The 21,885-nt window shown below is 47.4% G+C and carries 25 protein-coding genes and 1 tRNA gene; 4 read left to right on the top strand and 22 right to left on the bottom strand.

Annotation, left to right across the window (positions count from 1 at the left end; all coding sequences use genetic code 11):
• Positions 1-43 precede the first annotated feature (43 nt).
• The 3 genes from NST44_RS05310 to NST44_RS05300 form a co-directional block, all read right to left on the bottom strand.
• A complete protein-coding gene (locus NST44_RS05310; RefSeq protein WP_340898160.1) occupies positions 44-469 on the bottom strand; it encodes a helix-turn-helix domain-containing protein in 426 nt (141 codons plus the stop codon).
• A gap of 611 nt (positions 470-1,080) precedes the next feature.
• Positions 1,081-1,392, bottom strand: a complete 312-nt coding sequence (locus NST44_RS05305) for a hypothetical protein (RefSeq protein ID WP_213616545.1) — start codon at positions 1,390-1,392, stop codon at positions 1,081-1,083.
• 117 nt (positions 1,393-1,509) lie between these two features.
• On the bottom strand, positions 1,510-1,818 hold the full coding sequence (locus NST44_RS05300; RefSeq protein ID WP_340898156.1) for a hypothetical protein: 309 nt from the start codon (positions 1,816-1,818) through the stop codon (positions 1,510-1,512).
• Between the two features lie 162 nt (positions 1,819-1,980).
• Between NST44_RS05300 and NST44_RS05295 the strand changes: the two genes are divergently transcribed.
• Positions 1,981-2,202 carry a helix-turn-helix domain-containing protein gene (locus NST44_RS05295; RefSeq protein ID WP_340898153.1) on the top strand — a complete coding sequence of 74 codons (222 nt, stop codon included), beginning with the start codon at positions 1,981-1,983 and terminating at the stop codon, positions 2,200-2,202.
• Complete coding sequence (locus NST44_RS05290; protein WP_340898151.1) at positions 2,189-2,407, top strand: hypothetical protein; 219 nt, start codon at positions 2,189-2,191, stop codon at positions 2,405-2,407. Before NST44_RS05295 ends, NST44_RS05290 begins: the two co-directional genes overlap by 14 nt.
• Before the next feature lie 43 nt (positions 2,408-2,450).
• Here NST44_RS05290 and NST44_RS05285 read toward each other — a convergent pair whose 3' ends face one another.
• Both NST44_RS05285 and NST44_RS05280 read right to left on the bottom strand, forming a co-directional pair.
• Complete coding sequence (locus NST44_RS05285; protein WP_095397468.1) at positions 2,451-2,720, bottom strand: hypothetical protein; 270 nt, start codon at positions 2,718-2,720, stop codon at positions 2,451-2,453.
• Between the two features lie 265 nt (positions 2,721-2,985).
• Positions 2,986-3,324 carry a YolD-like family protein gene (locus NST44_RS05280; protein WP_340898146.1) on the bottom strand — a complete coding sequence of 113 codons (339 nt, stop codon included), beginning with the start codon at positions 3,322-3,324 and terminating at the stop codon, positions 2,986-2,988.
• 140 nt (positions 3,325-3,464) lie between these two features.
• Between NST44_RS05280 and NST44_RS05275 the strand changes: the two genes are divergently transcribed.
• Positions 3,465-4,340 (top strand): ATP-dependent DNA ligase, encoded by an 876-nt coding sequence (locus tag NST44_RS05275; protein WP_340898145.1) that lies wholly within the window; start codon positions 3,465-3,467, stop codon positions 4,338-4,340.
• On the opposite strand, the gene NST44_RS05270 is transcribed toward NST44_RS05275, so the two are convergent.
• The 9 genes from NST44_RS05270 to NST44_RS05230 form a co-directional block, all read right to left on the bottom strand.
• A complete protein-coding gene (locus NST44_RS05270) occupies positions 4,330-5,001 on the bottom strand; it encodes a hypothetical protein (protein WP_340898143.1) in 672 nt (223 codons plus the stop codon). The two genes, NST44_RS05275 and NST44_RS05270, sit on opposite strands and share 11 nt — an antisense overlap.
• Positions 5,002-5,012: 11 nt before the next feature.
• Positions 5,013-5,246: a hypothetical protein gene (locus NST44_RS05265; protein WP_340898142.1), complete on the bottom strand. Its 234-nt coding sequence runs from the start codon at positions 5,244-5,246 to the stop codon at positions 5,013-5,015.
• A gap of 302 nt (positions 5,247-5,548) precedes the next feature.
• A complete protein-coding gene (locus NST44_RS05260; RefSeq protein WP_340901418.1) occupies positions 5,549-5,770 on the bottom strand; it encodes a type II toxin-antitoxin system HicB family antitoxin in 222 nt (73 codons plus the stop codon).
• A gap of 436 nt (positions 5,771-6,206) precedes the next feature.
• The gene (locus NST44_RS05255; RefSeq protein WP_340898140.1) at positions 6,207-6,950 is read right to left on the bottom strand and encodes a helix-turn-helix domain-containing protein; all 744 of its coding nucleotides are present in this window, start codon (positions 6,948-6,950) and stop codon (positions 6,207-6,209) included.
• A 1-nt stretch (position 6,951) separates the two neighbouring features.
• A complete protein-coding gene (locus tag NST44_RS05250; protein WP_340898138.1) occupies positions 6,952-7,992 on the bottom strand; it encodes a tyrosine-type recombinase/integrase in 1,041 nt (346 codons plus the stop codon).
• Positions 7,993-8,149: 157 nt separating this feature from the next.
• A tRNA-Ser gene (locus NST44_RS05245) sits at positions 8,150-8,240 on the bottom strand.
• A gap of 115 nt (positions 8,241-8,355) precedes the next feature.
• Positions 8,356-8,574, bottom strand: a complete 219-nt coding sequence (locus NST44_RS05240; RefSeq protein WP_007129216.1) for a DUF951 domain-containing protein — start codon at positions 8,572-8,574, stop codon at positions 8,356-8,358.
• Positions 8,575-8,637: 63 nt separating this feature from the next.
• Positions 8,638-9,537, bottom strand: coding sequence for a mechanosensitive ion channel family protein (locus tag NST44_RS05235; RefSeq protein WP_007129217.1), 900 nt, complete (start codon positions 9,535-9,537; stop codon positions 8,638-8,640).
• A 14-nt stretch (positions 9,538-9,551) separates the two neighbouring features.
• Positions 9,552-9,806: a DUF3343 domain-containing protein gene (locus NST44_RS05230; protein ID WP_040738345.1), complete on the bottom strand. Its 255-nt coding sequence runs from the start codon at positions 9,804-9,806 to the stop codon at positions 9,552-9,554.
• Positions 9,807-10,138: 332 nt separating this feature from the next.
• Between NST44_RS05230 and yyaC the strand changes: the two genes are divergently transcribed.
• Positions 10,139-10,744, top strand: a complete 606-nt coding sequence (gene yyaC / locus NST44_RS05225) for a spore protease YyaC (protein WP_007129219.1) — start codon at positions 10,139-10,141, stop codon at positions 10,742-10,744.
• Here yyaC and NST44_RS05220 read toward each other — a convergent pair.
• The 8 genes from NST44_RS05220 to mnmE all read right to left on the bottom strand — a co-directional run bounded on the left by NST44_RS05220 (position 10,719) and on the right by mnmE (position 21,730).
• The gene (locus tag NST44_RS05220; protein WP_007129220.1) at positions 10,719-11,219 is read right to left on the bottom strand and encodes a DUF4446 family protein; all 501 of its coding nucleotides are present in this window, start codon (positions 11,217-11,219) and stop codon (positions 10,719-10,721) included. The two genes, yyaC and NST44_RS05220, sit on opposite strands and share 26 nt — an antisense overlap.
• A 38-nt stretch (positions 11,220-11,257) precedes the next feature.
• The gene (locus NST44_RS05215; RefSeq protein WP_007129221.1) at positions 11,258-12,406 is read right to left on the bottom strand and encodes an aminotransferase class V-fold PLP-dependent enzyme; all 1,149 of its coding nucleotides are present in this window, start codon (positions 12,404-12,406) and stop codon (positions 11,258-11,260) included.
• Between the two features lie 396 nt (positions 12,407-12,802).
• Complete coding sequence (locus NST44_RS05210) at positions 12,803-13,642, bottom strand: ParB/RepB/Spo0J family partition protein (protein ID WP_007129222.1); 840 nt, start codon at positions 13,640-13,642, stop codon at positions 12,803-12,805.
• Positions 13,635-14,396: a ParA family protein gene (locus NST44_RS05205; RefSeq protein WP_007129223.1), complete on the bottom strand. Its 762-nt coding sequence runs from the start codon at positions 14,394-14,396 to the stop codon at positions 13,635-13,637. Before NST44_RS05205 ends, NST44_RS05210 begins: the two co-directional genes overlap by 8 nt.
• Before the next feature lie 492 nt (positions 14,397-14,888).
• Positions 14,889-15,707, bottom strand: coding sequence for a nucleoid occlusion protein (gene noc, locus NST44_RS05200; RefSeq protein WP_007129224.1), 819 nt, complete (start codon positions 15,705-15,707; stop codon positions 14,889-14,891).
• A 1,807-nt stretch (positions 15,708-17,514) separates the two neighbouring features.
• Positions 17,515-18,234 (bottom strand): 16S rRNA (guanine(527)-N(7))-methyltransferase RsmG, encoded by a 720-nt coding sequence (gene rsmG, locus NST44_RS05195; RefSeq protein WP_007129225.1) that lies wholly within the window; start codon positions 18,232-18,234, stop codon positions 17,515-17,517.
• 3 nt (positions 18,235-18,237) lie between these two features.
• Positions 18,238-20,124 (bottom strand): tRNA uridine-5-carboxymethylaminomethyl(34) synthesis enzyme MnmG, encoded by a 1,887-nt coding sequence (gene mnmG / locus NST44_RS05190; protein ID WP_007129226.1) that lies wholly within the window; start codon positions 20,122-20,124, stop codon positions 18,238-18,240.
• A gap of 229 nt (positions 20,125-20,353) precedes the next feature.
• The gene (mnmE, locus tag NST44_RS05185) at positions 20,354-21,730 is read right to left on the bottom strand and encodes a tRNA uridine-5-carboxymethylaminomethyl(34) synthesis GTPase MnmE (RefSeq protein WP_007129227.1); all 1,377 of its coding nucleotides are present in this window, start codon (positions 21,728-21,730) and stop codon (positions 20,354-20,356) included.
• Positions 21,731-21,885 lie beyond the last annotated feature (155 nt).

Below are 21,885 nucleotides of genomic sequence, written 5' to 3'. Positions count from 1 at the left end.
GATACCGGAATGGAGTAGCAAGTGTGTCGTTTATGAAATTGATTTAGTCTTTCTCCAACAACTTCATCTCTCTTAATTCCATAGTCAATTCATCAATGTATTGAAAAGCGCTCGTAAGTTCAGATTGTAGGGTTTCTATAAGTAGCATCATCTCGTATGATCTTCCGATAACCCTTGCGTTTCGAACTGGCGACCCCTTCTCAAATTTTCTCAATGTGCTTGAGGAAAAACCCGTCATAGTTGCTGCATCAGCTAGAGATATGCCGCAATTCAAACGATCCTCACGCAGATGGCATGCAATTACTGCCCACTCTGCTTCACTTGCTTGGATAAATTTTTCGCGTTGTTGATTAAGATACATTTCCAATAAATCAGGATCATGAGGCAGTTCTCTGGCTAAAAGCTCTTCTCTTGACTGTACGAGGGTATGCTTTTTTCTTTTATTTCCGTCGCTTCCGTTGATTTTCATTTCTCATCGTCTCCCTTTTCGTTTGAATTTGTTTTCCTACTAAACATGTTCCATCTCGACCCAGCTTTCGCACACTTTTAAAAATTATTTCGCTGCCTCTATTAACTGAGACGTAAGCCAATCGGGTACCGTACATCCTGGCGCAAAATTTTCCGCGAACAATAACCCATCGGACACTCCCGCATCCTATCGTTTTATAGAAAGCGCCGGACGTAGCTCGCACACTTTCATATGATATTGGGACAAAAATTTTAAAAATCGGGACAAAAACCCGAAACCAAACGTTTGTTCCCTCGTATTAATAAACAAAAGAGGACAAGGTTGCCGCCTTATCCTCAATTGCCTCCCCACTCAGCCTGCTAGCGAGGATATTCGCAATACTGTCCGGGAGAGCCTGCAAACTCTCATATCGCGATTGTTCTCCGACTTGTTGGCGCAAATCAGACGAAAAAGTGTCCGCATGGCGATTCTCAACCGTTGCCGCGGAAGAGATACGGACGGTGGTCACGTTTGGCGCCGCGACCGATAAAACTTCGAACCTGGGCCGATCATACACGAACTCCTCTCCGCTCATCAGCCGTTCGCGCGGCCGGCATCATCGAGGGCGGAAATCATAACGAAAACTCAACGTCGACGCCAGTATCAAGTACGTCGCGACATAGGAAATGCAAAGCGCTGGTACGTTCCAACTCGGCACGGATCTCCGGAATAGCGTCCGGCCCCTTATCCTGCGATATGATGACGGGCGGCGCATCGTCGGTCCATACGTAATAGTCGTTCTGAGGCGCGACACGAGCGATCCATAGCGCGCCATCAACTTCATACATAGCGGTGGTCGGTTCGGTGTGTACGATCCATGCGTCCACCATCTCGGATTCAGACGGCGTATAGACGAGTAGCAGCGGCACGCGATCGAGAATCATGCGAGTACCTCCCGAATCACCATTGCGATAAACCAGGCCAGGCCGCGAATCAAATTTCGTTGGGTTCTGCGGCTTATTCGACGAGTGGTCGTGCGATGCGAGCGCGAAAGACCATTGTTAACCGTTGCTTGCATTGTAAATCACCCCCGTAAAGAACCCTAGTCGGTGGAGCTGTAAATCGGACACCTCCGTGCATCCTTCGGTAAACCCCTCAAGTATGCCTGCGGCGGTGGTCGGTAAAACTGACGCCAGCACACGGACGTGAACGTCGATTTCCTGGCGTGCGCCGCGCTCCGGTGTCCATACGAGAATGGCACGGTTATCGCGTCGGGAATAGCGGTAGCCGATCGGATATAGGTCGGGCGTGACGGTAATTTCGAGGGATGGCGCGTGTGGTCCGCGGTAGACTTCGATTGTTGATTGCATTCTTTATTCCTCCTAATTGAATAATCTGAAACGATTTGGTACCATATACGTAATGTATCTTAGTTCACTTTTCAACATGTAAACTAGTTGACTTGATTACTACTTTACACACCTTGATTGGTATTGTCAACGGGTTAATTTGATTTTTTGGAGGAATTTTTCATGATAAGATTCTCGCTCGACAAAATAATGAATGAACGTGGATTGAATCAAAAAGATATAGTTGAAATGTCGGGGATAAACCGGAACACCATCAAAGCCCTGGCAACAAATGCGAATACGCGGATAGACTTTCCAACGTTAGACGCCCTTTGCCGAAGTCTTAAGGTATTGCCTGGCGATTTAATCGAGTACATCGAGGTTCATCCGAATGATAACGCGTGATTTATCGCAGGATGTCCATTTCTTCGCGGCTGCCCTGTCGGAAACACTCGTATCCGTTTGGGAAGAAGATCCGTCCGGTGAGTATTTCGAAGTCGAACGCGGAATTATCGATCGGTACACGGCCGATTACGTGCGTGTCCGTAACGTTGAGAGCGGCGTAAGAACACATTACTCGCGGGATACTGCGATGTTTAAGCGAATATAAACGAAAGCCCCTCCAGCACACCGCCGGTGGGGCAATTTTGGGTTTAGATTAACTTTTTTTCTTGCATATCTTCTTCGTTGTACTTTTTCATAGCTGCCTCACCTAACAAATATAAAAAATAATGTTCCAAGGCATCATTTATCACACGAGACTTGTTCCTCTTTTTCATTTGGCTAGCCCATTCCAACGGAGCCTTGTTTTGTTTTCGAAGCCTAAAAGCAGTGGGTATGTTTTCCTCGTCGTAAGGAGTCTTCTTTCTCTTTTTTCTTGGTTCGTAATTTTCCTCCGAGTTTTTCTTTTTCTTTTCTGACAATACTTAATACCTCCTTATTTTTTCTTGAATTGAATATTATCATACCTTCGTAATTTTATCACGAATTTTTTATTGACTTCGTTATTAATTCGTGTTATATTCGTTTGTTATTGCGAATCCATCGTCAATCTCGCGTCAGACTGCGTTTACTTTGCGTTTCAATGCGTTATTTTCTCCTCAACAACGGAAATCCCATTGATCGTTAACATACGCGGACTTAGCTGAACCAAAAACGCCTACCAAAACGGAGGCGGTTAACGGTTTATTATCTAACTGAAATGATTTCATCTACTTTTATCCATTCCCAATCTTCAGTCCCTATTGCAAATTTAATTTCTCGCCTGTGAGTATTCAGCGATGTTACAATCCCACTCAATTTAATATCTTCGTATTCATCGTATATCGTTAATGTAATTGCGCACTGTTTGTTAAACGACTCTGCTAGTGCACGCTCAATTAGTTCCATCTCCTGAGAATCGAGAGTTGGTCTCGATCTCCGCCCTTCTTCGTGTTGATAACGGATTATTGCCTCCTTGTGTTCCGGCAACATCATGCGACTTGACTCCCACAGTCCGTTACCCTCTAACTTTTTACGTGTAGTCATTCGAATCGTCCTCCAATCATAGCTGACTCTGTCCTCCATCAATTATATAAGAACATATGTTCCCCTTTCAATACAATGACATAACTTACCGCCTCTTTCACTCGCTAACTAGCGCTATAATGCGGTAAGGAGGCGTTACTATGTTTATTGACCCGATGTTACTTGCAACCGCGCCTGGTCCGTTCTCAGACTCGCGTTTTATATTCGAACCTAAGATCGACGGCCACCGCTTGATATACTCGCAACAGAATGGAGTCGTCCGCCTATACACGCGCCATAACAACGATTGTACGCGCCAGTATCCCGAGATTAACGGTTCAACCGGCGCCTTATTTCCGTACGACATCGTTTTAGACGGCGAGATTGCATGCGTTGATCCGGCGACCGGCAACTCGGATTTTGAGGCCGTCATGACGCGATTCCAGGCGAAGAAGGCCGATAAAATTGCGGCATTATCCGTTTCACAACCGGCCACCTTCGTCATTTTCGACGTACTGCAATATAACGGCCGTGATTTGCGCCGGCTGTCGCTTATGAAACGCAAGGAAATACTCGCGCAAGTACCGTTACCGTCGGCAAGCTTCGGCTTTGTTCCGTATATTGAAGGCGCAGGAGAGGCGCTATACGAGCAGATCGAGGCGCGCGGCATGGAGGGCGTAGTAGGTAAGCGGAAGGATAGCGTATATGAAACGGGGCGGCGATCGGATAGTTGGCGGAAGGTCATTAATTGGTCGTACGCGGACGTATTTATAACGGGATATCGAAAAGAGGAGTTCGGTTGGTTGGCGGCTGTACCGACGTTAGACAACGCAAAAATGCGCCCAGCCGGTATTATCGAGCTAGGCGCAAATCCTACGCATAAGAAGGCGTTTTATAACGTTGTAAAGCCACTTATTACCGGTGAAGACCGCAATTTCGTGTATGTGGAGCCGCGGATTCGTGCGCGTGTGAAAATGCGGAACTGGACGCGGTCGGGAATGCTGCGGAGTCCGGTGTTTACGGAGTTTATAATTTGAAGAAAACAGGTTTATTTTTTATTTCGTCGTACTTCTGATGCACAATCTTTTGATAGTCCAATAATAACGTCTGCAGTTCTACCGCGATTTTTAAATAATTGTTTATTTTCTCTTCAAGTAACCCGAAACGCTGCGTAGTCAAATAGTTAATCTCTAGCCCATCATAGTAGAAGGAAAACCCGCCTAATGAAGAATATTTCTCTTCGAATTTTTGGTAGAAGTCCCAATCTAAAGATTCTATTAGAGATGGGATGAACCCGTTAAGGCTGTTGATATAGTCATTTAAATAGTCAGCATGCAGTTGAAGAGTAGAATGTCTGTCAACTTCATCCGTTTCGATGTCAAGAATTTTTTCGCTTTCAACTTTCAGAATGTATCTCATATCATTATTGTTAACTCGATGCAATTGTTTAAGCTCATTTTCGTATTTTACTATTAATTGCTCTTTTTTCTGATTAAGAAGAGGTACTCTAATACCTAATATAGTGATTACTGCGACTACCATTGAACCGATAAAGGCTAGAAGGTCCCACTCGTTAATTTTAACATAAGGTATAAAAGCAATTATGTATGCGATAAGAATAAAAAACATACAAGTCGTAGCTAATATTAAAAAGATAGTAAGTAGATATTTATTAAGTTTAGATTCGTCCTTGAACAAAGCGGTCTCTCCTATACTGCATATTTAAACTTACAATTCTCGCGAAGATACCGCGCATCTCCAACCTTGACGCTATTCTCCGTAATCTCCTGAATCCGGCCGCAACCGACCAGCTCGTCCGAAATAAACACGGCAATAGGCGTCTGATCTAGCATCGCGGTATAAAAATGTATATCCGCAGTTAGCGGCTTCATAAATCGTCCCATATCCGAAATTTTACCATATTGCGACAAAGTTGTCCGCAAGAAAAAGACCGCCAGGTTAGCGGTGACGGTCCTTAATCAATTTTCCTATAAACTCCTTTTTTAAGCATTATCCACTTTCCACTCTGCCGCAACGCCCACCACATTGCACTAGACCTGGACTTTTTAAAGGAATCAAATTCCGTTCTATCATATCCAGACCTCTTAAATGCTTCCACAAGTTATAAACTTGTAACAACTTTTCCCTGCTCAATGGATTTCTCAAACTGCATTAAAAACTGAAACAATTGTTCGTTGAGAACGGGCTTCTTTTCCATGACTTCGCTCCTATACTAAACCATCGATCATACCTCGATAATAACTACCTTTTGGTCCGCGCCAACAACGATATCCGCAGCGTCCGTCGGTTCAGGTATCTCGTCACCATCCGTCTCCATACCGTAGAGATGCAGCGCGAGACAATCCTTCGCCATGTGTAGCGCTTCGGCGTCATCGTCTCCGCAGGTTAGTGCGCCTGGAAGGTCCGGAAACTCTACGGAGATGCCGTCGTCTGCGTATGTAAAAATTGCGGGATACTTAATCGTTTATCACTCGTTTCTATAACGATATGTATTGCGGAAAAACAATGCCGCGAGACCAAACGCAATTAAGTAAACATAAACAAATTGTTGTAACGTTACCTTCACAGGTGTAAAATAAAATTGACGATATCGGAATATCGTTATACTGTTATCTCCCATAGTAATGTGTGAGGTAAGGGTAATTGCTAATTACTTTATATAAGGGTAGCTCATCTCTTGGCGGAGGTATGCGGGCTACTCTTATTTTTTCGTCAATGCGATTAAATCAATAATAACACCGAACAATACTACTACGAATGTCATTGCGGTAAATATCAAAGATAGTAAATTCTTATTCAAAGACTCACCACCCGAGCCGCTTACCTCACAGTATATATTCTAGCATGTTTTGGGTGATGTGCCTTAGCAAAAAATCCGTCGACTATACATATTTTCTTTTAAATTTCCGCGCCTCCCACTCCGCCAGCGCTTCCGCATAGCACTCGTGGAAAATCCCCACCGGAGAATAAACGTCTGGCTTTGGCAATCCCGTCCGGAGATCAACGGCCTTGGCGAAATACCGATCGGCAGCCAGCGCAATAACCTCCGCCTCTAATCGCCCACTAAATCTACGCGTCAGCATCGCGTATATATCCTCGAAATAGTGGTCGTAAAGACTTGCGGTATCGTTTAGCGGCAGTTTATGCAACGCTTTAGCCAGCGCGTGAAGGATCGCGTTATCCGCGCTCTTATTACCTTCTTTCTTAAAGTCATTATTATTAAAATCATTAATTACTTGTGGCGACTTTTCCGTTTGCGGTTTTTCCACGTACGGAATTTCCGTTTGCGGGGAATCCGGACCTGGATCGTCAATGATAGGCCGCTCATATATAACGGTCTCCATGCCGGTGATTTTCTGCGATTCATCACGTGTCTGCCGGCGCTCAACATAGCCGCAGGATTCGAGTTCCTTAATCGCGGAATACACCGCATCTCGACCGTCCTTTGACCGTTTAACCAGATCGGAAGTGAATACGCGCCAGTTTGACGGCTTAGAGAGTAAATACGCGAGAAGTCCCTTCGCTTTCCAGGAGAGACGCTCGTCCGATAAGAAGAACGGATCAATGATCGCGTAGCCGCTCTCACGCTTGGAGACGCGGACAATGCCGCCAGAGGGTTTCGTCATATTAACGGCCTCCCTTGCGGCTTGTAAGGCGTGTTAGCGGGCTGTAGCGCTTATGTTCGTCCGCCAGGCTTCCCTCGCTAATTTGGACGTATTTTCGCGTTGTGGCGATGTCTGCATGCCCCATTAACTTTTGTAGGTGGAATATCGACATTCCGTTCTCAGCGGCCATCGTCGCAAAGTTATGACGCAGCACATGAGGGGATACTGACCTGCCAAGCTTCGCCTTTGCCGCGTAGTTATCGAACGACTTCTGAATCGTCTTCTCACTTAGTTGCTCGCCATAATTTGTCGTAAATACATATGTAGTATCAAAGCTCGATTCCGTTTCCCTTATAAGCTGCTTTAATAAACGCGCAGTCTCAGTCGATAACGGAAGCGTCCTCGACTTGCGATTCTTATTCTTCGATGCCGGCAACGTGATCGATTTTCTCACGAAATCTATTTCCGACTTTTCTAACGCGCAAATCTCGCCGAGACGAATGCCTGTGTCCAGAATCAACGTCATAATAACGTAATCCCTCCACTGCGCCCATTGTCGTTGATCTGGCGCCTTCATAAACCGACGCAACTCATCATCGCTTAGAGGCGTAACCGTATCGACATCCTGACGCATTAGGGAGACGTTAGCGGCCGGATTGCGCTCGATTACCTCTTCCTCGTACAATACTGAAAAGAACGTCTTTAAAACGCGGATCCGGACGTTTACTGATGCCGGCGAGAGTCCACGCTTCCCCTTCTCAAACTCCGCTTTAAACGGATGACCTGCGTAGTATTCCTTATCCGTCGCGCACCATAAAACATACTCACGCAATAGATCGGCCGTTACCTCGCGTACTGTTATTTCGCCGTAGTGTTCCGCAACCCACTCGATAAAGTAATTCATATTTTGTACGTAGCCGCTAATCGTCCGCTCCTTTAAGTTGTTGGCGCGCTTTATTTTAACAACGAAGTCGACGGCCTCCTGCAGCGTATAAGAAGGTAACGCTACATTATCGATCGGTTGCCGCGTCCCCACCGTTTTACGACCGGTTCTTTTATCCATAAACGAAAAAATACCCCCTACGCGATAACACGTAGAGAGTATTCCGGAATCAGTTAGGCGTTTCGTAATCAGCTAGCGCCTTAACGTATGTATTTCGAACAGCTTGCGCTTCACATATCGTATTGAAAACCGCGTAATGGCGGGACTTTACGTATGGTGGCGGAAAGGGTGGGATTCGAACCCACGCACGCCTTGCGACGCCTAGCTGATTTCGAGTCAGCCCCCTTGGGCCTCTTGGGTACCTTTCCACAGCAGAATTGATTATATCATGAAAATAAGGCTTGGTCAATACCTGTTCTTATTCGATCCTGAAACACCGATCCAATAGCCATTTAACCTAAAGAGGCTGAAGGCGCGAAATGGTTACGCCTCCTCTGCCCCTTCCTGCTCCTGAGCTGACCTCAGCACCTTCTTCATATTTTTCTCGAATTTGGCTCTCGGTATCAGCACACTATGCTGGCACTTCGTACACTTGATCCGGATATCCATCCCCATGCGGATAATTTCCATCTCATTATTCCCGCAAGGATGCGGCTTCTTCATCTGTACGATATCCCCTAGTTGAAATACCTTACGCTCCATCGCTACCGCTCCTCCGTAATCAATCACATCTTATCTATTATATATCATCGGATGCCGACATGATCAAGCCTGGGCCCGTTCCTGACCTTTATCCCGCGCTTCAATGGCTTGCTTAATATCGGTTAAAATCCGCCGTTCGACCGTTTCCCGCGCGTTCGGATTACATTCGGCAGCAATGCGCACCACATACTCGGAGGTGCTCAGCGATTGGATTCCCAAAACATCCGGCGTTCCCTTAACATCCGGACACCGGTCCATAATATTGCTGAGCGCAGCCTGAATGAGTGTGATTGTGTCTTGTAGCTGCTGTTCGTTCTTGACCGGCAGATCGACCACGGCAAGGGAATTGGAGAGGGAAAAGTTCGTAACGCTCGTGATTAATCCGTTTGGAATAATATAAATTTCTCCGTTGAAGCCTCTTACGCGTGTCGTGCGCAAGCCAATAACCTCTACCGTCCCCCGGTATTCTCCGCTCTTAATGACGTCCCCTACGGCAAACTGATCCTCGAAAATAATGAAGAACCCGGTAATAACGTCCTTCACCAAGCTCTGAGCACCAAAACCGATTGCAAGGCCCAACACACCGGCACCGGCCAATAGCGGACCAAGCTTGAATTGGAACTCCGCCAGAATAATCAGGATCATGACAAAGTTACATACAAACGAGGTTACATTTTTCAGCAGCTCCCCTACCGTTACAAACCGCCTTGCATTGACTTGGATCCGGCTTTTTTCCTGTCTTAGCAGAAACCGATCGATCATTTTATAAACAATACGTATGACGATCCGAGTTAGGATGAAGATGATGATGACCCGGATAGCGGACGAAAGAATGTGCATCCACATCACTTCATTCGTTAACCATGCCCAAATCTGATCTTTCAACTGCAATGCCTCCTCTCCCATTTGCTCAAAATTTTCTGGATCAGCTGGATTCTCTGTCAGATAGCCCATTGCCTTCATTCGTTATTTCCTCCCTAATCTTCGATGTTCACATAAATCTGGTTGTCATTGAGAGCAAATATTCCTCTGATCTCCACTTGCTCCCGCCTGATGATATCTTGAACCTCATTTAACGCATCAGGCGGAAATTGAATCGACAATGCGCATCCTGCGGTAATTTCCTTCGGAGTCGGAAACAAATCAATTTCGATATCCGCATACTCCAGCAGCATCTCGGCACGCAGCGCCTGCTGGGTGGAATCAAAAGCAATCAGCATGGCTTCCTCCACGGCTTTATCCCTCCCTCCATCTATCAGGCCTTGTATTCAACCACCCAGCCGTTCATTCACTTCCTTACCTCTCTTCCTTCGCTTCCCACTCTATTACGTAAGCCTCTGCCCTCTATTATTGTATTGCCACCATCTAAGAGATTTATATACGATATTCACCTTTAACATGAAGCCAAGCATTGAGCCCTTGAACGGCCGAGCCTTTCCCCGTTCAGCCTGGTTTTGGGATTTTGAAAAGGACCTCTTCTTAATATTTCATGGCATCGCAAAGTATAAAAACAGTCTTTCATCCATATACTGATACTACCAAATGCAGACGAAAGGAAGATTCTATGAACAGGCTATCTAAAATAACGTCTCGTTCTGATACCCCGAGCTTGAAAATATCCCATACCGATCCTGATATTCACTCTGCCATTATTCATCGCTTGCTCTTCCATCTGTCGGATGTCCGCGTCCAACAAAGGCCGCTTGTCATTGTCTGCATCGGCACTGACCGTTCAACCGGCGATTGCCTTGGACCGCTAGTCGGCACCTCTCTGGCACGTTATAATAGTCCGTTGTTCCATCTATACGGTACATTGGACGAGCCTGTCCACGCCATGAATTTGAAGGAAACACTGACTGCAATCTATGAGAAATTCGACAACCCCTTCGTCATCGGCATCGATGCCTGCCTTGGCCAATCCTCCAGCGTCGGATCGATTCAGGTATCGGATGGACCGCTCAAACCTGGTGCCGGCGTGCATAAAGAATTGCCGCCGGTTGGCGATATCCATGTAACTGGCATCGTCAATGTCGGCGGCTTTATGGAGTACTTCGTATTGCAGAACACGCGTTTAAGCTTAGTCATGCGGCTGTCTGATATCATTGCAACCTGTCTATTTGCCGGGATCAAGGAATGGCATCGTTCTACCCTTCTTGCAGCGCAAGAGTAAGTGCCTCTTTCTCCTCCGGAGACAATGGATATTTGGATTGTCCATCTTTGAGCGGCTTGGCATACACATACGAGCTCTCCCGGTTATGAAGACCGGTCAGAACAATCCCTTCCTCTTGATCGCTAACAATAGCCAGGGAGAAGCTCATTTCGTTTCCACGTTCTCCGAATGCATTATAGCGAACAATGCCAACCCGTGATTTCATTCCTTTCAGCTTTCGGTTAATCGAATCGAGCATTTTCTGGTGATCGGCATGACCCTCTTCAATTTCATCCATTTGTACCTTCAATTGAACCAGCAAGCTTTCCAGATCCTCAACTCCGCTCCCTGCCATCATAGCATCATAACGGCGACGCATCCCCCGAAGCTTTGCCCCTTGAACGATGACCGTAATCCATAAGATCAAGATGATCATGATCATTAAGACGACAAACCAATGCAGCTGTTCCATGATCAATTCATTTAATTCAGTCATGCTTTCTTCCTTCCTCTTCTCCATCTTGATCTCTATACTCAGCCATGAATTTCTGCCATAGCCTGAAGCATAAGGCTAATTTCCTCCGGACGGGTCGTTATACCGACACTCGTCCTAACTGCACCCATCCGATCCGTGCCTGCTGCCATATGCGCAAGCGGTGTACAATGGTAGCCGGAACGAACGGCTATCCGGTATTCCCGATCTAATCGAAAAGCTATTTCCGAAGCGCTGTATGTATCCGATACGAATGCCACAATTCCGGTTCGCGCTTCCCCCTGCCCCGGTCCAAGTATCCGAATCGATGGCAGTGCAAGCAGCCCCTCCATCAACACCTGTGTAAGCTCCCATTCATGCTGGTATATCTGCTTTGGCGTCAGCTCCTGTACCTTATGCACTCCAGCCTGAAGGCCTGCGAAGCCGACGGTATTCGGAGTCCCCGCTTCGTACCGATCCGGACGAATCGTCGGATGTTCCAGCGCCTCCGATTGACTGCCCGTCCCTCCATGCAGAAGCGGCTCCAGATCAATATCAGGTGACAGATACAGTCCTCCTGTCCCCTGCGGACCGAGCAGCCCCTTATGTCCGGGGAAAGCGAGCATACCGATATTCATGTCCTCCACATGGATATCCAGCACACCTGCACTTTGAGCTGCATCTACGAGAAGGACAGCGCCTTTCTTCTTCGCGAGCGCCCCTAACTCTTCCAACGGAACAATAGAACCGAGCAGGTTGGAGCTGTGACTGCAGACGATAAGCTTCGTATTTGAGCGAAAAGCCGACTCCACCTCCTGCAGCCTCAACTCTCCTTTTTCATTAACCGCCACGTAGTCTACCTGCACTCCCCGCGTTCGCTTCAAATATTCCAGCGGGCGACGCACGGAATTATGTTCGATCATCGTTGCAATCACGTGATCTCCTTCTCGCAAGTATCCTTTAATCGCTAAATTCAGCGCCTCTGTCGTATTGGATGTGAGCACGATATCATTAGGATTTTTAACTCCGAACAAAGCTGCCAATGCCCTTCTAGTCCCATATAACACACGAGAAGCCTTCACCGCCATGGCATGACTCCCCCGTCCGGGATTGGCTGCAGCCTCCTCCATCGACACTCTCATTGCTTCCAACACTTCGGGAGGTTTCGGCCATGATGTTGCTGCATGATCCAGATAAACGATTGAGTCCACGTTCGCCGCTCCTTCTCAACCCGAAGTTACGTTTCTTTGAAACCCTTGTTCTCCCTCAAATCAAACACATTAGCCTTGACCATTCAACCACAATGTTCATAACTATACTCGTCACACTTTCCCATACGAGCCCAGCGATTCACCTAAGACCTTGTCCCACGAACAAATTCTCGCCTTTTCTTTTACCACAGAAAGACAATTCATATCATTTCATTCGTTCTAATAGGGTTAAACAAAGACATATCTATTTCCCGCTCCGGGAACATCGACATGTCTTTGGTTTTAAGCACGACAACGCAACGATTCTGTTGCACGTCCTCTCGATCTTACGGGCGCTCACCTATTATACAGGATCCTGCACCTGAATTATTTGCAATTTTGATAACTATTACCGAATTATTGGAGCATCTCCAGCAAGCGTTCCAAGTCCTGTTTGCTGTAATAATTCAGCTCGATTTTCCCCTTATCTTTGTTATGCTTGATTTTCACCGTCGTCTTGAACCTTTCTCTCAAGCTTTCCTCAAGATGGTCAATATACGGATCTTTCTTCTTCGTTTTAACCTTACTCTTGTCAACTGGTTTACGATCCAGGTTCTTAACGGCCTCCTCCAATTCGCGGACACTCCACTCCTGTTCCACGCATTGCTTAGCCAGCTGCTTCACAAGCACCGGATCTTTAATTCCGACGATCGCTCTTGCGTGTCCCATAGACAATGTTCCACGTGAAACATTTTCCTTCACTTCCTCCGGAAGAGACAGCAACCGAAGAAAGTTAGCGATATGCGAACGGGATTTCCCGACCTTTAGCGACAGCTCCTCTTGCGTTAAGGAAAATTGTTCCATCAACCCTTGATAAGCCACTGCGATTTCCATCGCGTTCAGATTCTCCCGCTGCAGGTTCTCGATCAATGCTATTTCCATTACCTGCTGATCACTGAATGAACGGACTACGGCAGGAATGGTCGCTTTGCCGCAATATTGAGATGCCCGGAACCGACGCTCTCCGGCGATGATTTCGTATCCCTTTAAAACACTGCGTACAATAATCGGCTGAATGACACCATGCTGCCGGATGGACTCTGCCAATTCCTGAATAGCTTCATCGTTGAACGTCTTGCGCGGCTGGTACGGATTCGCTCGCAACTGAGTCAGCGGAATTTCCACAACCTTGTCATCCTCATGAATAGACAAAGAAGGAATAAGCGCATCCAGCCCTTTTCCTAAACGTTTACTCATACGAGATCACTTCCTTTGCCAGCTCCAAGTATACTTCCGCTCCCTTTGAACGAGGATCATAGGTCATGATCGATTGTCCGTGGGATGGCGCTTCACTCAAACGAACATTTCTTGGAATAATCGTACTGTACACTTTCTCTTGAAAATACTTCTTCACTTCTTCAATAACCTGAATGCCGAGATTGGTCCGGGCATCCAGCATCGTCAACAGCACACCTTCGATCTTCAGCGATGTATTCAGGTGTTTCTGAACGAGACGAACCGTATTCAGCAGCTGGCTAAGCCCTTCCAATGCGTAATACTCACACTGAATCGGAATAATGACCGAATCGGCTGCCGTCAACGAATTAATCGTCAAAATCCCGAGCGATGGTGGGCAATCAATGAGAATATAATCGTATTGGGGTTTGATCAGCTGCAGCGATTTCTTAAGACGCACTTCACGGGAGATCGTGGGAACCAGCTCAATCTCCGCGCCAGCCAATTGAATGGTTGCCGGTATGATGTCGAGCCCCTCTACGTTCGTCCCACATATAGCGTCCTTCGGGTGTACTTCATTGATGATAATATCATAAATGCAATTTGCAACATCGGCTTTATTAATACCAACCCCGCTTGTCGTGTTGCCCTGGGGGTCTATATCCACCAAAAGCACCCGTTTGCCTAGCGTAGCCAATCCAGCTCCCAGATTGACGGAAGTCGTCGTTTTGCCGACACCGCCCTTTTGATTTGCTATGGCAATAATTTTAGACACTCATTTCACCTCAATGTAGGAAGACTCTTCTAAGTAGTCGCAATAGATGATACACAGCCCGAGAGCCGGATATAGATCATATGAACACCCCCAAATCAATAAGCAGATCCGGGTCATTCATCGATGAAAAAAAAGCAATACAGTTATACAAGCTTTTCATCTTTAAACGAAAGCTGTATTTCTGGCTGTGGATGATACCGGTCAATAACGACAAGATTCAGCCCTCCTGAATCGGAAGGTTGAATATTGCCGGCATCATTTTTTTATATTGGATATAACGCTGATAATTTCGAGAATTCATAAACGACCAATATGAGGGTGCCAGCGAAACGTAAAGGGCTTACTTTCGAACTTGAAGCGAAATCATCCCGGAATGCCCCAATTCCATTAACGCTTAAGTCAATGAAACAGGGAGCAACAAGCCTCGGATTCAAACACCTCGTTTATGCTCAATAGAAAAAGCGGCACGATGCATACCGCCTTTACACCCGATTAACGTTTAGGTATTTTGATCACGATTTCATAATGATCTTCATGATCGTTCTCTGTTGTCTTGATGGCCATGCCTGAGCCTGAAACCATATCAATCGATTGACGGATCGTATTCAGTGCTAGACGAACGTCCTTGCTATAGGAGATCCGTTTGGCCTTCTTCATCGTTGTTACCTCTTTATAGAAGGCAATGCGCGCCTCCGTCTGTTTCACATTCAGTTCCTTGGTGATGATCTCATCCAACACCTTCAGTTGGGTCTCCTCATTGTCCAAAGAAAGCAGTGCACGCGCATGGCGTTCCGTGACTTTACGTTCCATTAATGCTGCTTTGACCGGTTCCGGCAGCTGCAGCAGACGGATTTTGTTAGCAATCGTCGACTGGCTCTTGCCAAGTCTCTGCGCCAAGCTTTCCTGTGTTAATTGATGAAGGTCGATCAGCTTCTGATAAGCAACGGCCTCTTCAATTGAAGTAAGCCCTTCGCGCTGCAAATTCTCGATCAGGGCAATCGATGCTGCCTGAGAATCGTTGAACTCCCGAACAATAGCCGGAATCGTATCCAGACCCAGCTTCTTAACCGCACGCCAGCGGCGTTCCCCGGCAATGATTTCATACACGCCGTTACGGACCCGGACAACGATCGGTTGAATCACTCCATGGGTTCTAATCGTCTGGAGCAACTCATCAATTTTCTCATCATCAAATATCGTCCGCGGCTGGTATGGGCTGCTGACAACCTCGTTGACCGGGATTTGTTTCACTTCATCCCCTTGGTTACGCTCTGCCGCCAAGCCAAACAACTTCGAAAATTGTTCTTTCATTCCGTATATTACCACCTAATTTCATGATAGCATGGATGAGCCCCCGACAATCATCAGAGCCGGCAAATACCGGCAGGCAAACTACCGCCCTGCAGTTTACACTGCTAGCCTCGGCACCCCATATCCCCTATATGTGGAAGCCGCTTATGTAGTAATAGAGCCAGGCATTTCCCTGCAAAAACATACTTCATGCAAATTGAGAACCAACGCCATCATCATCTTCGCTGGGCGCACTTCTCTGAAAAGCCGCATTCAACACGACTAATTCTTGAAAGATACAACAGGAGGTAATATCATGATGTCATTACATTGAATATCTAACAAGAATAGATCTATACCTCTACTCGTGCAGCAAACCATCGTGAATAGGACCGCCTTCAACAAATGGACATCGCTGTCTCAACAGCTATTCTCCGTCGCTGTGTGGTAGCCGTTCGTCTGCACGAAGCAAGGATGGGCGAATCACCTTGATCGAACCTTTCGGTGCCCATCAAAGAACGGGCTAAGTCAGCCCGCCTGCTTGTATAATGCTACGATTCTATTCTACCACTTTTTGTTCTATAACTCTATTCTCCAAAATCACCTTTTTTCCTGCATTTCTCGTTTTGATTAGCACTCATTTATGTGAAATCTCACAAAACAATAACACTCATACCTTCCTATTTGAATAAAGGCATAGTCGGTTTTTATCCTAAGTGATTGGTAAGGTAGATTCATAGTTTTTGTGAATTCCTTCATAAGTAGAAGTTTCGTTCCTCTACAATGGGTTTTCCCAAAAATGTTCCATGCCGACTGCGTAATGCCCGCCATGCCATTTAAGGCTGGAAATGGGCGTCAACCATCACGCATGCAAATAGGTTTTGCTTTGGTAAAGCAATATGCTATCAGGCTTCAAATTTTATGCTTTATACTCCTATCCTTCATACTTCATTCTTCATACTTCATTCTTCATACTTCATTCTTCATACTTCCTGCACCATGTTAGTCACCTTATTTTTGCCTATGATCAACTCCACTCCCCCCCTATCAAATGTTTCACGTGAAACATTTGCATAATTTCTACCAACTAGCGGATCGTAGTCACTTTTATAAGCTCTTGGAGAGCACGCTAGTGCATGCAAACCAACAAAGTCTAGAATTTAAAAACAGAGTCTGCCCATGGCCTTTTATAACCGCAAATTCCATGAAAGCAATTAATGTATAGGGTTTAACTTGAACAGATTCTCGAGCTGATGGCCCAGCATGGCCGCTTCTCATTGAATGCGTTGGTTCCGGCCGTTCAACCGGCGATTGTCTTGGGCCGTTAGTCGGAACGTCTCAGGCACGTTAGAATAACTCGTTGTTTCATGGATTATGGATCTCTAACGAACTGATCTGTAACTGACTACTTTAATGATGATTTATAGCTGGTCTTATAATTGATCTTGCAGCTAAGCTAGCAACTGATTTTGCACTAGCTGTTCTTACAATTGAGGATACGGGGTGTGAAAATATGCTGTGTGAAATCGGTATATATAAAATAATGACTCTTGGTATGTGGCGGCACACCAGATTATAAAACGCCAAAAAATACATCCTTGGATCCTTAAATCCTTGATTTGTTCTAAATCATACCATAGCACAAAAAAGAAGGACCCGCCTTGGGTCCTTCTTTACATTTACCTTCACGGATGCCGTCTGAACGATGCTGCAAATTTCACGCCATCAATAATGTGACTATGCCCCTGCAACTTGACCAACCATCCAATCCAATAAGCAAACATCTCTGATCATCGCTTTGCGCATCCCCAGCATGCCACAAGACCTCTTAGAGCGGAGATTTGGCCGCTGTCCCCGCTTTGCGCGGGTATTTGGCCGGGGTAGCGCCCTTCTTGTCGATAATGACGATGTGGCGGTCCGATTCCTCAATCGGAAGCGAGAATGAGTAAACTTGGTTCAGGGAGCCTCTTAGCTCTTTCAGGCTGCGAGCGGCTTCCTGGATTTCCTCCGAGGGGTCGCTGCCTTTCATTGCCGCGAACCTCCCTCCCACCTTCGTAAACGGTAGACAGAATTCATTTAGTACCGCCATTCGGGCTACCGCTCGGGCAGTAACCAGGTCGAATCCGTCCCGGTATCCCTGCTTGCGGGCTACCTCTTCCGCCCGGCCGTGGATCAGTTCAACCTGCTCCAAGCCCAACGTCTCCACCACATGCTTCAAAAAGGTGATGCGCTTATTAAGTGAATCTACAATAGTCAGATTCAAATGGGGGAACGCGATTTTGAGCGGAATCCCCGGGAAGCCTGCACCGGACCCGATGTCGGCCATATTTCCGATGTCGGGCATCTTTACGTAGAACGCAAGCGTAAGCGAGTCGTAAAAATGCTTGGTATATACTTGATCCCGCTCAGTGATCCCGGTCAGGTTCATCTTCTCGTTCCATTCCACTAGCAGCTCATAATATTGCTCAAACTGATGAAGCTGCCGATCATCTATCGCGATGCCTTGCTGCTGCAGCCGTTCAACAAATGACTTCTGGATATCGTCCATACCTTATCCTTTCGCTGCGGTTACCCGGTTATAGTGCTCAAGATACACAAGCAGTATCGAAATATCCGCCGGTGTGACGCCACTGATCCGGGATGCTTGCCCAATGGAGATCGGGCGGATTTTGTTCAGCTTCTGACGAGCTTCGATGGCCAAACCGTGAATATCATCGTAGACGATGTCTTCCGGAATCCGTTTCTTCTCCATCTTCTGCAGGCGCTCCACATGACCCAGCTGCTTCTCGATATAACCGGCATATTTGACTTGAATTTCAACCTGCTCCTTCATTTCCTCATCCAATTCATAAGGAGACGGTGAAATCGACTCGATCATCGCAAACGTCACTTCCGGACGGCGAAGGATGGTGAGCAGATTGCTTCCGTCCTGGATAGAAGCCGAACCGGCTGCTTCCAGCATCGGATTTACCTCAACCGGCTTCACCTTTGCTTGACGGAGCCGCTCAATTTCCTGCTCGACCAGTTCTTTTTTGCGCAGGAAATTTGCATACCGCTCTTCCGAGATCAGGCCGATGTCATGACCGATTTCGGTCAAGCGCAGATCCGCATTGTCATGGCGGAGCAGCAAACGGTATTCGGCACGGGAAGTCAGCAAGCGATAAGGCTCATTGGTTCCCTTCGTCACCAAATCATCGATCATTACGCCGATGTAGCCTTGCGAACGGTCCAGAATGACCGGTTCTTTCCCTTGCACTTTGCGGGCGGCATTGATGCCGGCCATAATCCCTTGCCCTGCCGCCTCTTCGTAGCCGGATGTTCCGTTAATCTGACCTGCCGTAAACAGCCCCGGAAGCTTCTTCGTCTCCAGCGTTGGCCACAGCTGCGTCGGAACGATCGCGTCATACTCAATAGCATAACCATTGCGCATCAATTCCACTTTCTCCATCCCTGGAATGGAACGGAGCATGGCCAGCTGTACATCTTCCGGCATGCTGGTGGATAGCCCTTGCACATAATATTCCTTCGTATTTTTGCCTTCCGGCTCCAGGAAAATCTGATGCTTCGATTTGTCGGCAAACCGAACAACTTTATCCTCAATCGAAGGACAGTAGCGTGGTCCGGTGCCTTCGATAAGACCCGAATACATCGGCGCACGGTGCAGATTATCATTAATAATTTGGTGCGTATCCACCGACGTGTACGTCAGCCAGCATGGAAGTTGTTCGTTATCCGACGATTTCGTTTCGTACGAGAAAAACTTAGGATTTTCATCACCCGGTTGAATTTCCGTTTTGGAAAAATCAATCGTATCCTTATGAACCCGCGGAGGAGTTCCTGTTTTAAAGCGGACGAGGTCAAAGCCGAGCTCGCGAAGGTTCTCCGCCAGCTTCACCGATGGCTGTTGATTATTCGGTCCGCTCTCGTACGTCAGCTCGCCCATAATAACTTTGCCGCGCAGGTACGTGCCTGTCGTCACGACGACAGCTTTGGCGCGGTATTCCGTACCGGTCTGTGTCACAACGCCTACGCAGACGCCGTCTTCGACGATGAGGCGGTCAACCATGCCTTGACGAAGCGTGAGCTTCTCTTCCTTCTCGAGCGTTTCTTTCATCGTGTGCTGATAGGAGAATTTATCGGCTTGCGCACGCAATGCATGCACCGCCGGTCCTTTTCCTGTATTCAGCATCCGCATTTGAATAAAGGTTTTGTCAATATTGCGTCCCATTTCCCCGCCAAGCGCGTCAATCTCGCGAACGACATGTCCTTTGGCCGGACCGCCAATCGACGGGTTGCAGGGCATAAAAGCAACCATATCCAGGTTGATAGTGATCATCAACGTTTCGACACCCATTCGGGCAGACGCAAGCGCCGCTTCACAGCCGGCGTGTCCTGCACCGACGACAATAACGTCATACGTGCCTCCCATAAAACTCATGGCTAACCCTCCTATTCGAATATTGTTTTCATATATTAAAGCCTCCACCATGTCTGTGGATCAGCTTAGAACTTCTAAAAAAACTACAACCTGCAGCTTATCGCTTATTATAGAAGAAAAACGATGGTAATGGAGACCAAGAATTGCGGAAGAATATCCGGTCACCCCAATCACCCACAACCTCCGGCTCCGCATTTTCCTTCCATTTCAACAAATTATCCTCCAGCGATTACTTGCCCAGACAGAACTGCGAGAAAATCTGGTCAATCAGTGAATCGCCAACGGCTTCGCCCAGGATTTCGCCAAGCTGCTCCCAAGCGAGCCGCACATCGATCTGGATCATATCGATCGGGATGAGCTGATCGGCCGCTTCATAAGCATCCTGAAGCGACTGCTTCGCTTTTTTCAACAGGGCAATATGCCGCACATTGCTGACATACGTCAGATCCCCGCCTTCGATTCGGCCGCTGAAGAACAAATTCGAGATGGCCTCCTCCAGCCGATCAATGCCCTCCTGTGCCTTCACGGACATCGGAACGATCAATTCATCCGGAACATACCGGTTCAGCACATCCTTATCGAGCTGAGACGGTAAGTCCATTTTATTCATAATGACGATACATTGTCTACCGCGTATTTGTTCCATCAATTCCAGTTCATCCTGATGCAGCGGCTCGCTGGCATTCAGGACGAGCAAAATCAAATCGGCCTCGTTCACCGCATGCCGGGAACGCTCGACGCCGATCTGCTCGACCACGTCCATCGTTTCGCGGATTCCGGCCGTATCCAGCAGCTTCAGCGGAATATTGTTGATCGTCACATATTCCTCGATCACGTCGCGCGTCGTGCCCGGAATATCCGTTACGATCGCCTTATTGTCTTGCGCCAGCGTATTGAGCAGCGAGGATTTCCCTACGTTCGGACGCCCGACAATCGCTGTCGTGATGCCTTCCCGCAAAATTTTCCCTTCCTGGGCCGTCTTCAGCAGCTTGTCGATCTCGCCCATCACTTGACTGCTCTTCTCTTTAATGAAGTCTGCCGTCAAAGATTCCACGTCATGCTCGGGATAATCGATGTTCACCTCGATGTGGGCCAAGGTTTCCACCAGCGTATGACGAAGCTCCTTGATTTTCCGGGACAAGGTCCCCTCCACCTGCTTCAACGCCACCGAGAAAGCACGATCCGATTTCGAACGGATCAGGTCAATGACTGCCTCAGCCTGGGACAAATCGATACGGCCATTCAGGAAGGCCCGCTTCGTAAACTCCCCCGGCTCGGCAAGACGGATGTTCAGCTGCAGCAGCAGATCCATTACCCTTTTTACCGAGATGACCCCGCCGTGGGCGCTGATCTCAACCACATCCTCGGTCGTGAACGACCGGGGCGCCCGCATGACCGTAACAAGCACCTCTTCAAGATTCTCCCTGGTCTGCGGATCTACAATATGGCCGTAGTGGACCGTATGGGATTCCACCTGGCTCAGCTTACGCTTACTCTTAAATATACGCTCCACTTCCGTCACGGCGTCCGGTCCGCTGACGCGAATAATCGCGATCCCGCCTTCACCGACGGCCGTAGAAATGGCTGCAATTGTATCGCTATACATGCTGTATTCACCTCTTTCTATTTAGAACGGGTGCAGATTCATACCCTATGCATTCTGCAACTCGCTGTATCTCCTCTTCGATAACGCCCTCCTCGGGCGTATAACGGCTGCACCAAGCTGTAGCTCGAACAATCGCCCGACTGATGCGCCCCAAA

Origin of the sequence: Paenibacillus sp. FSL W8-0919 (assembly GCF_038003785.1) — a bacterium.
Taxonomy (GTDB): domain Bacteria; phylum Bacillota; class Bacilli; order Paenibacillales; family Paenibacillaceae; genus Paenibacillus_AQ; species Paenibacillus_AQ lactis.
Note: the sequence above shows the minus strand (reverse complement) of the source record. Positions and strands in the feature narration are given on the sequence as shown.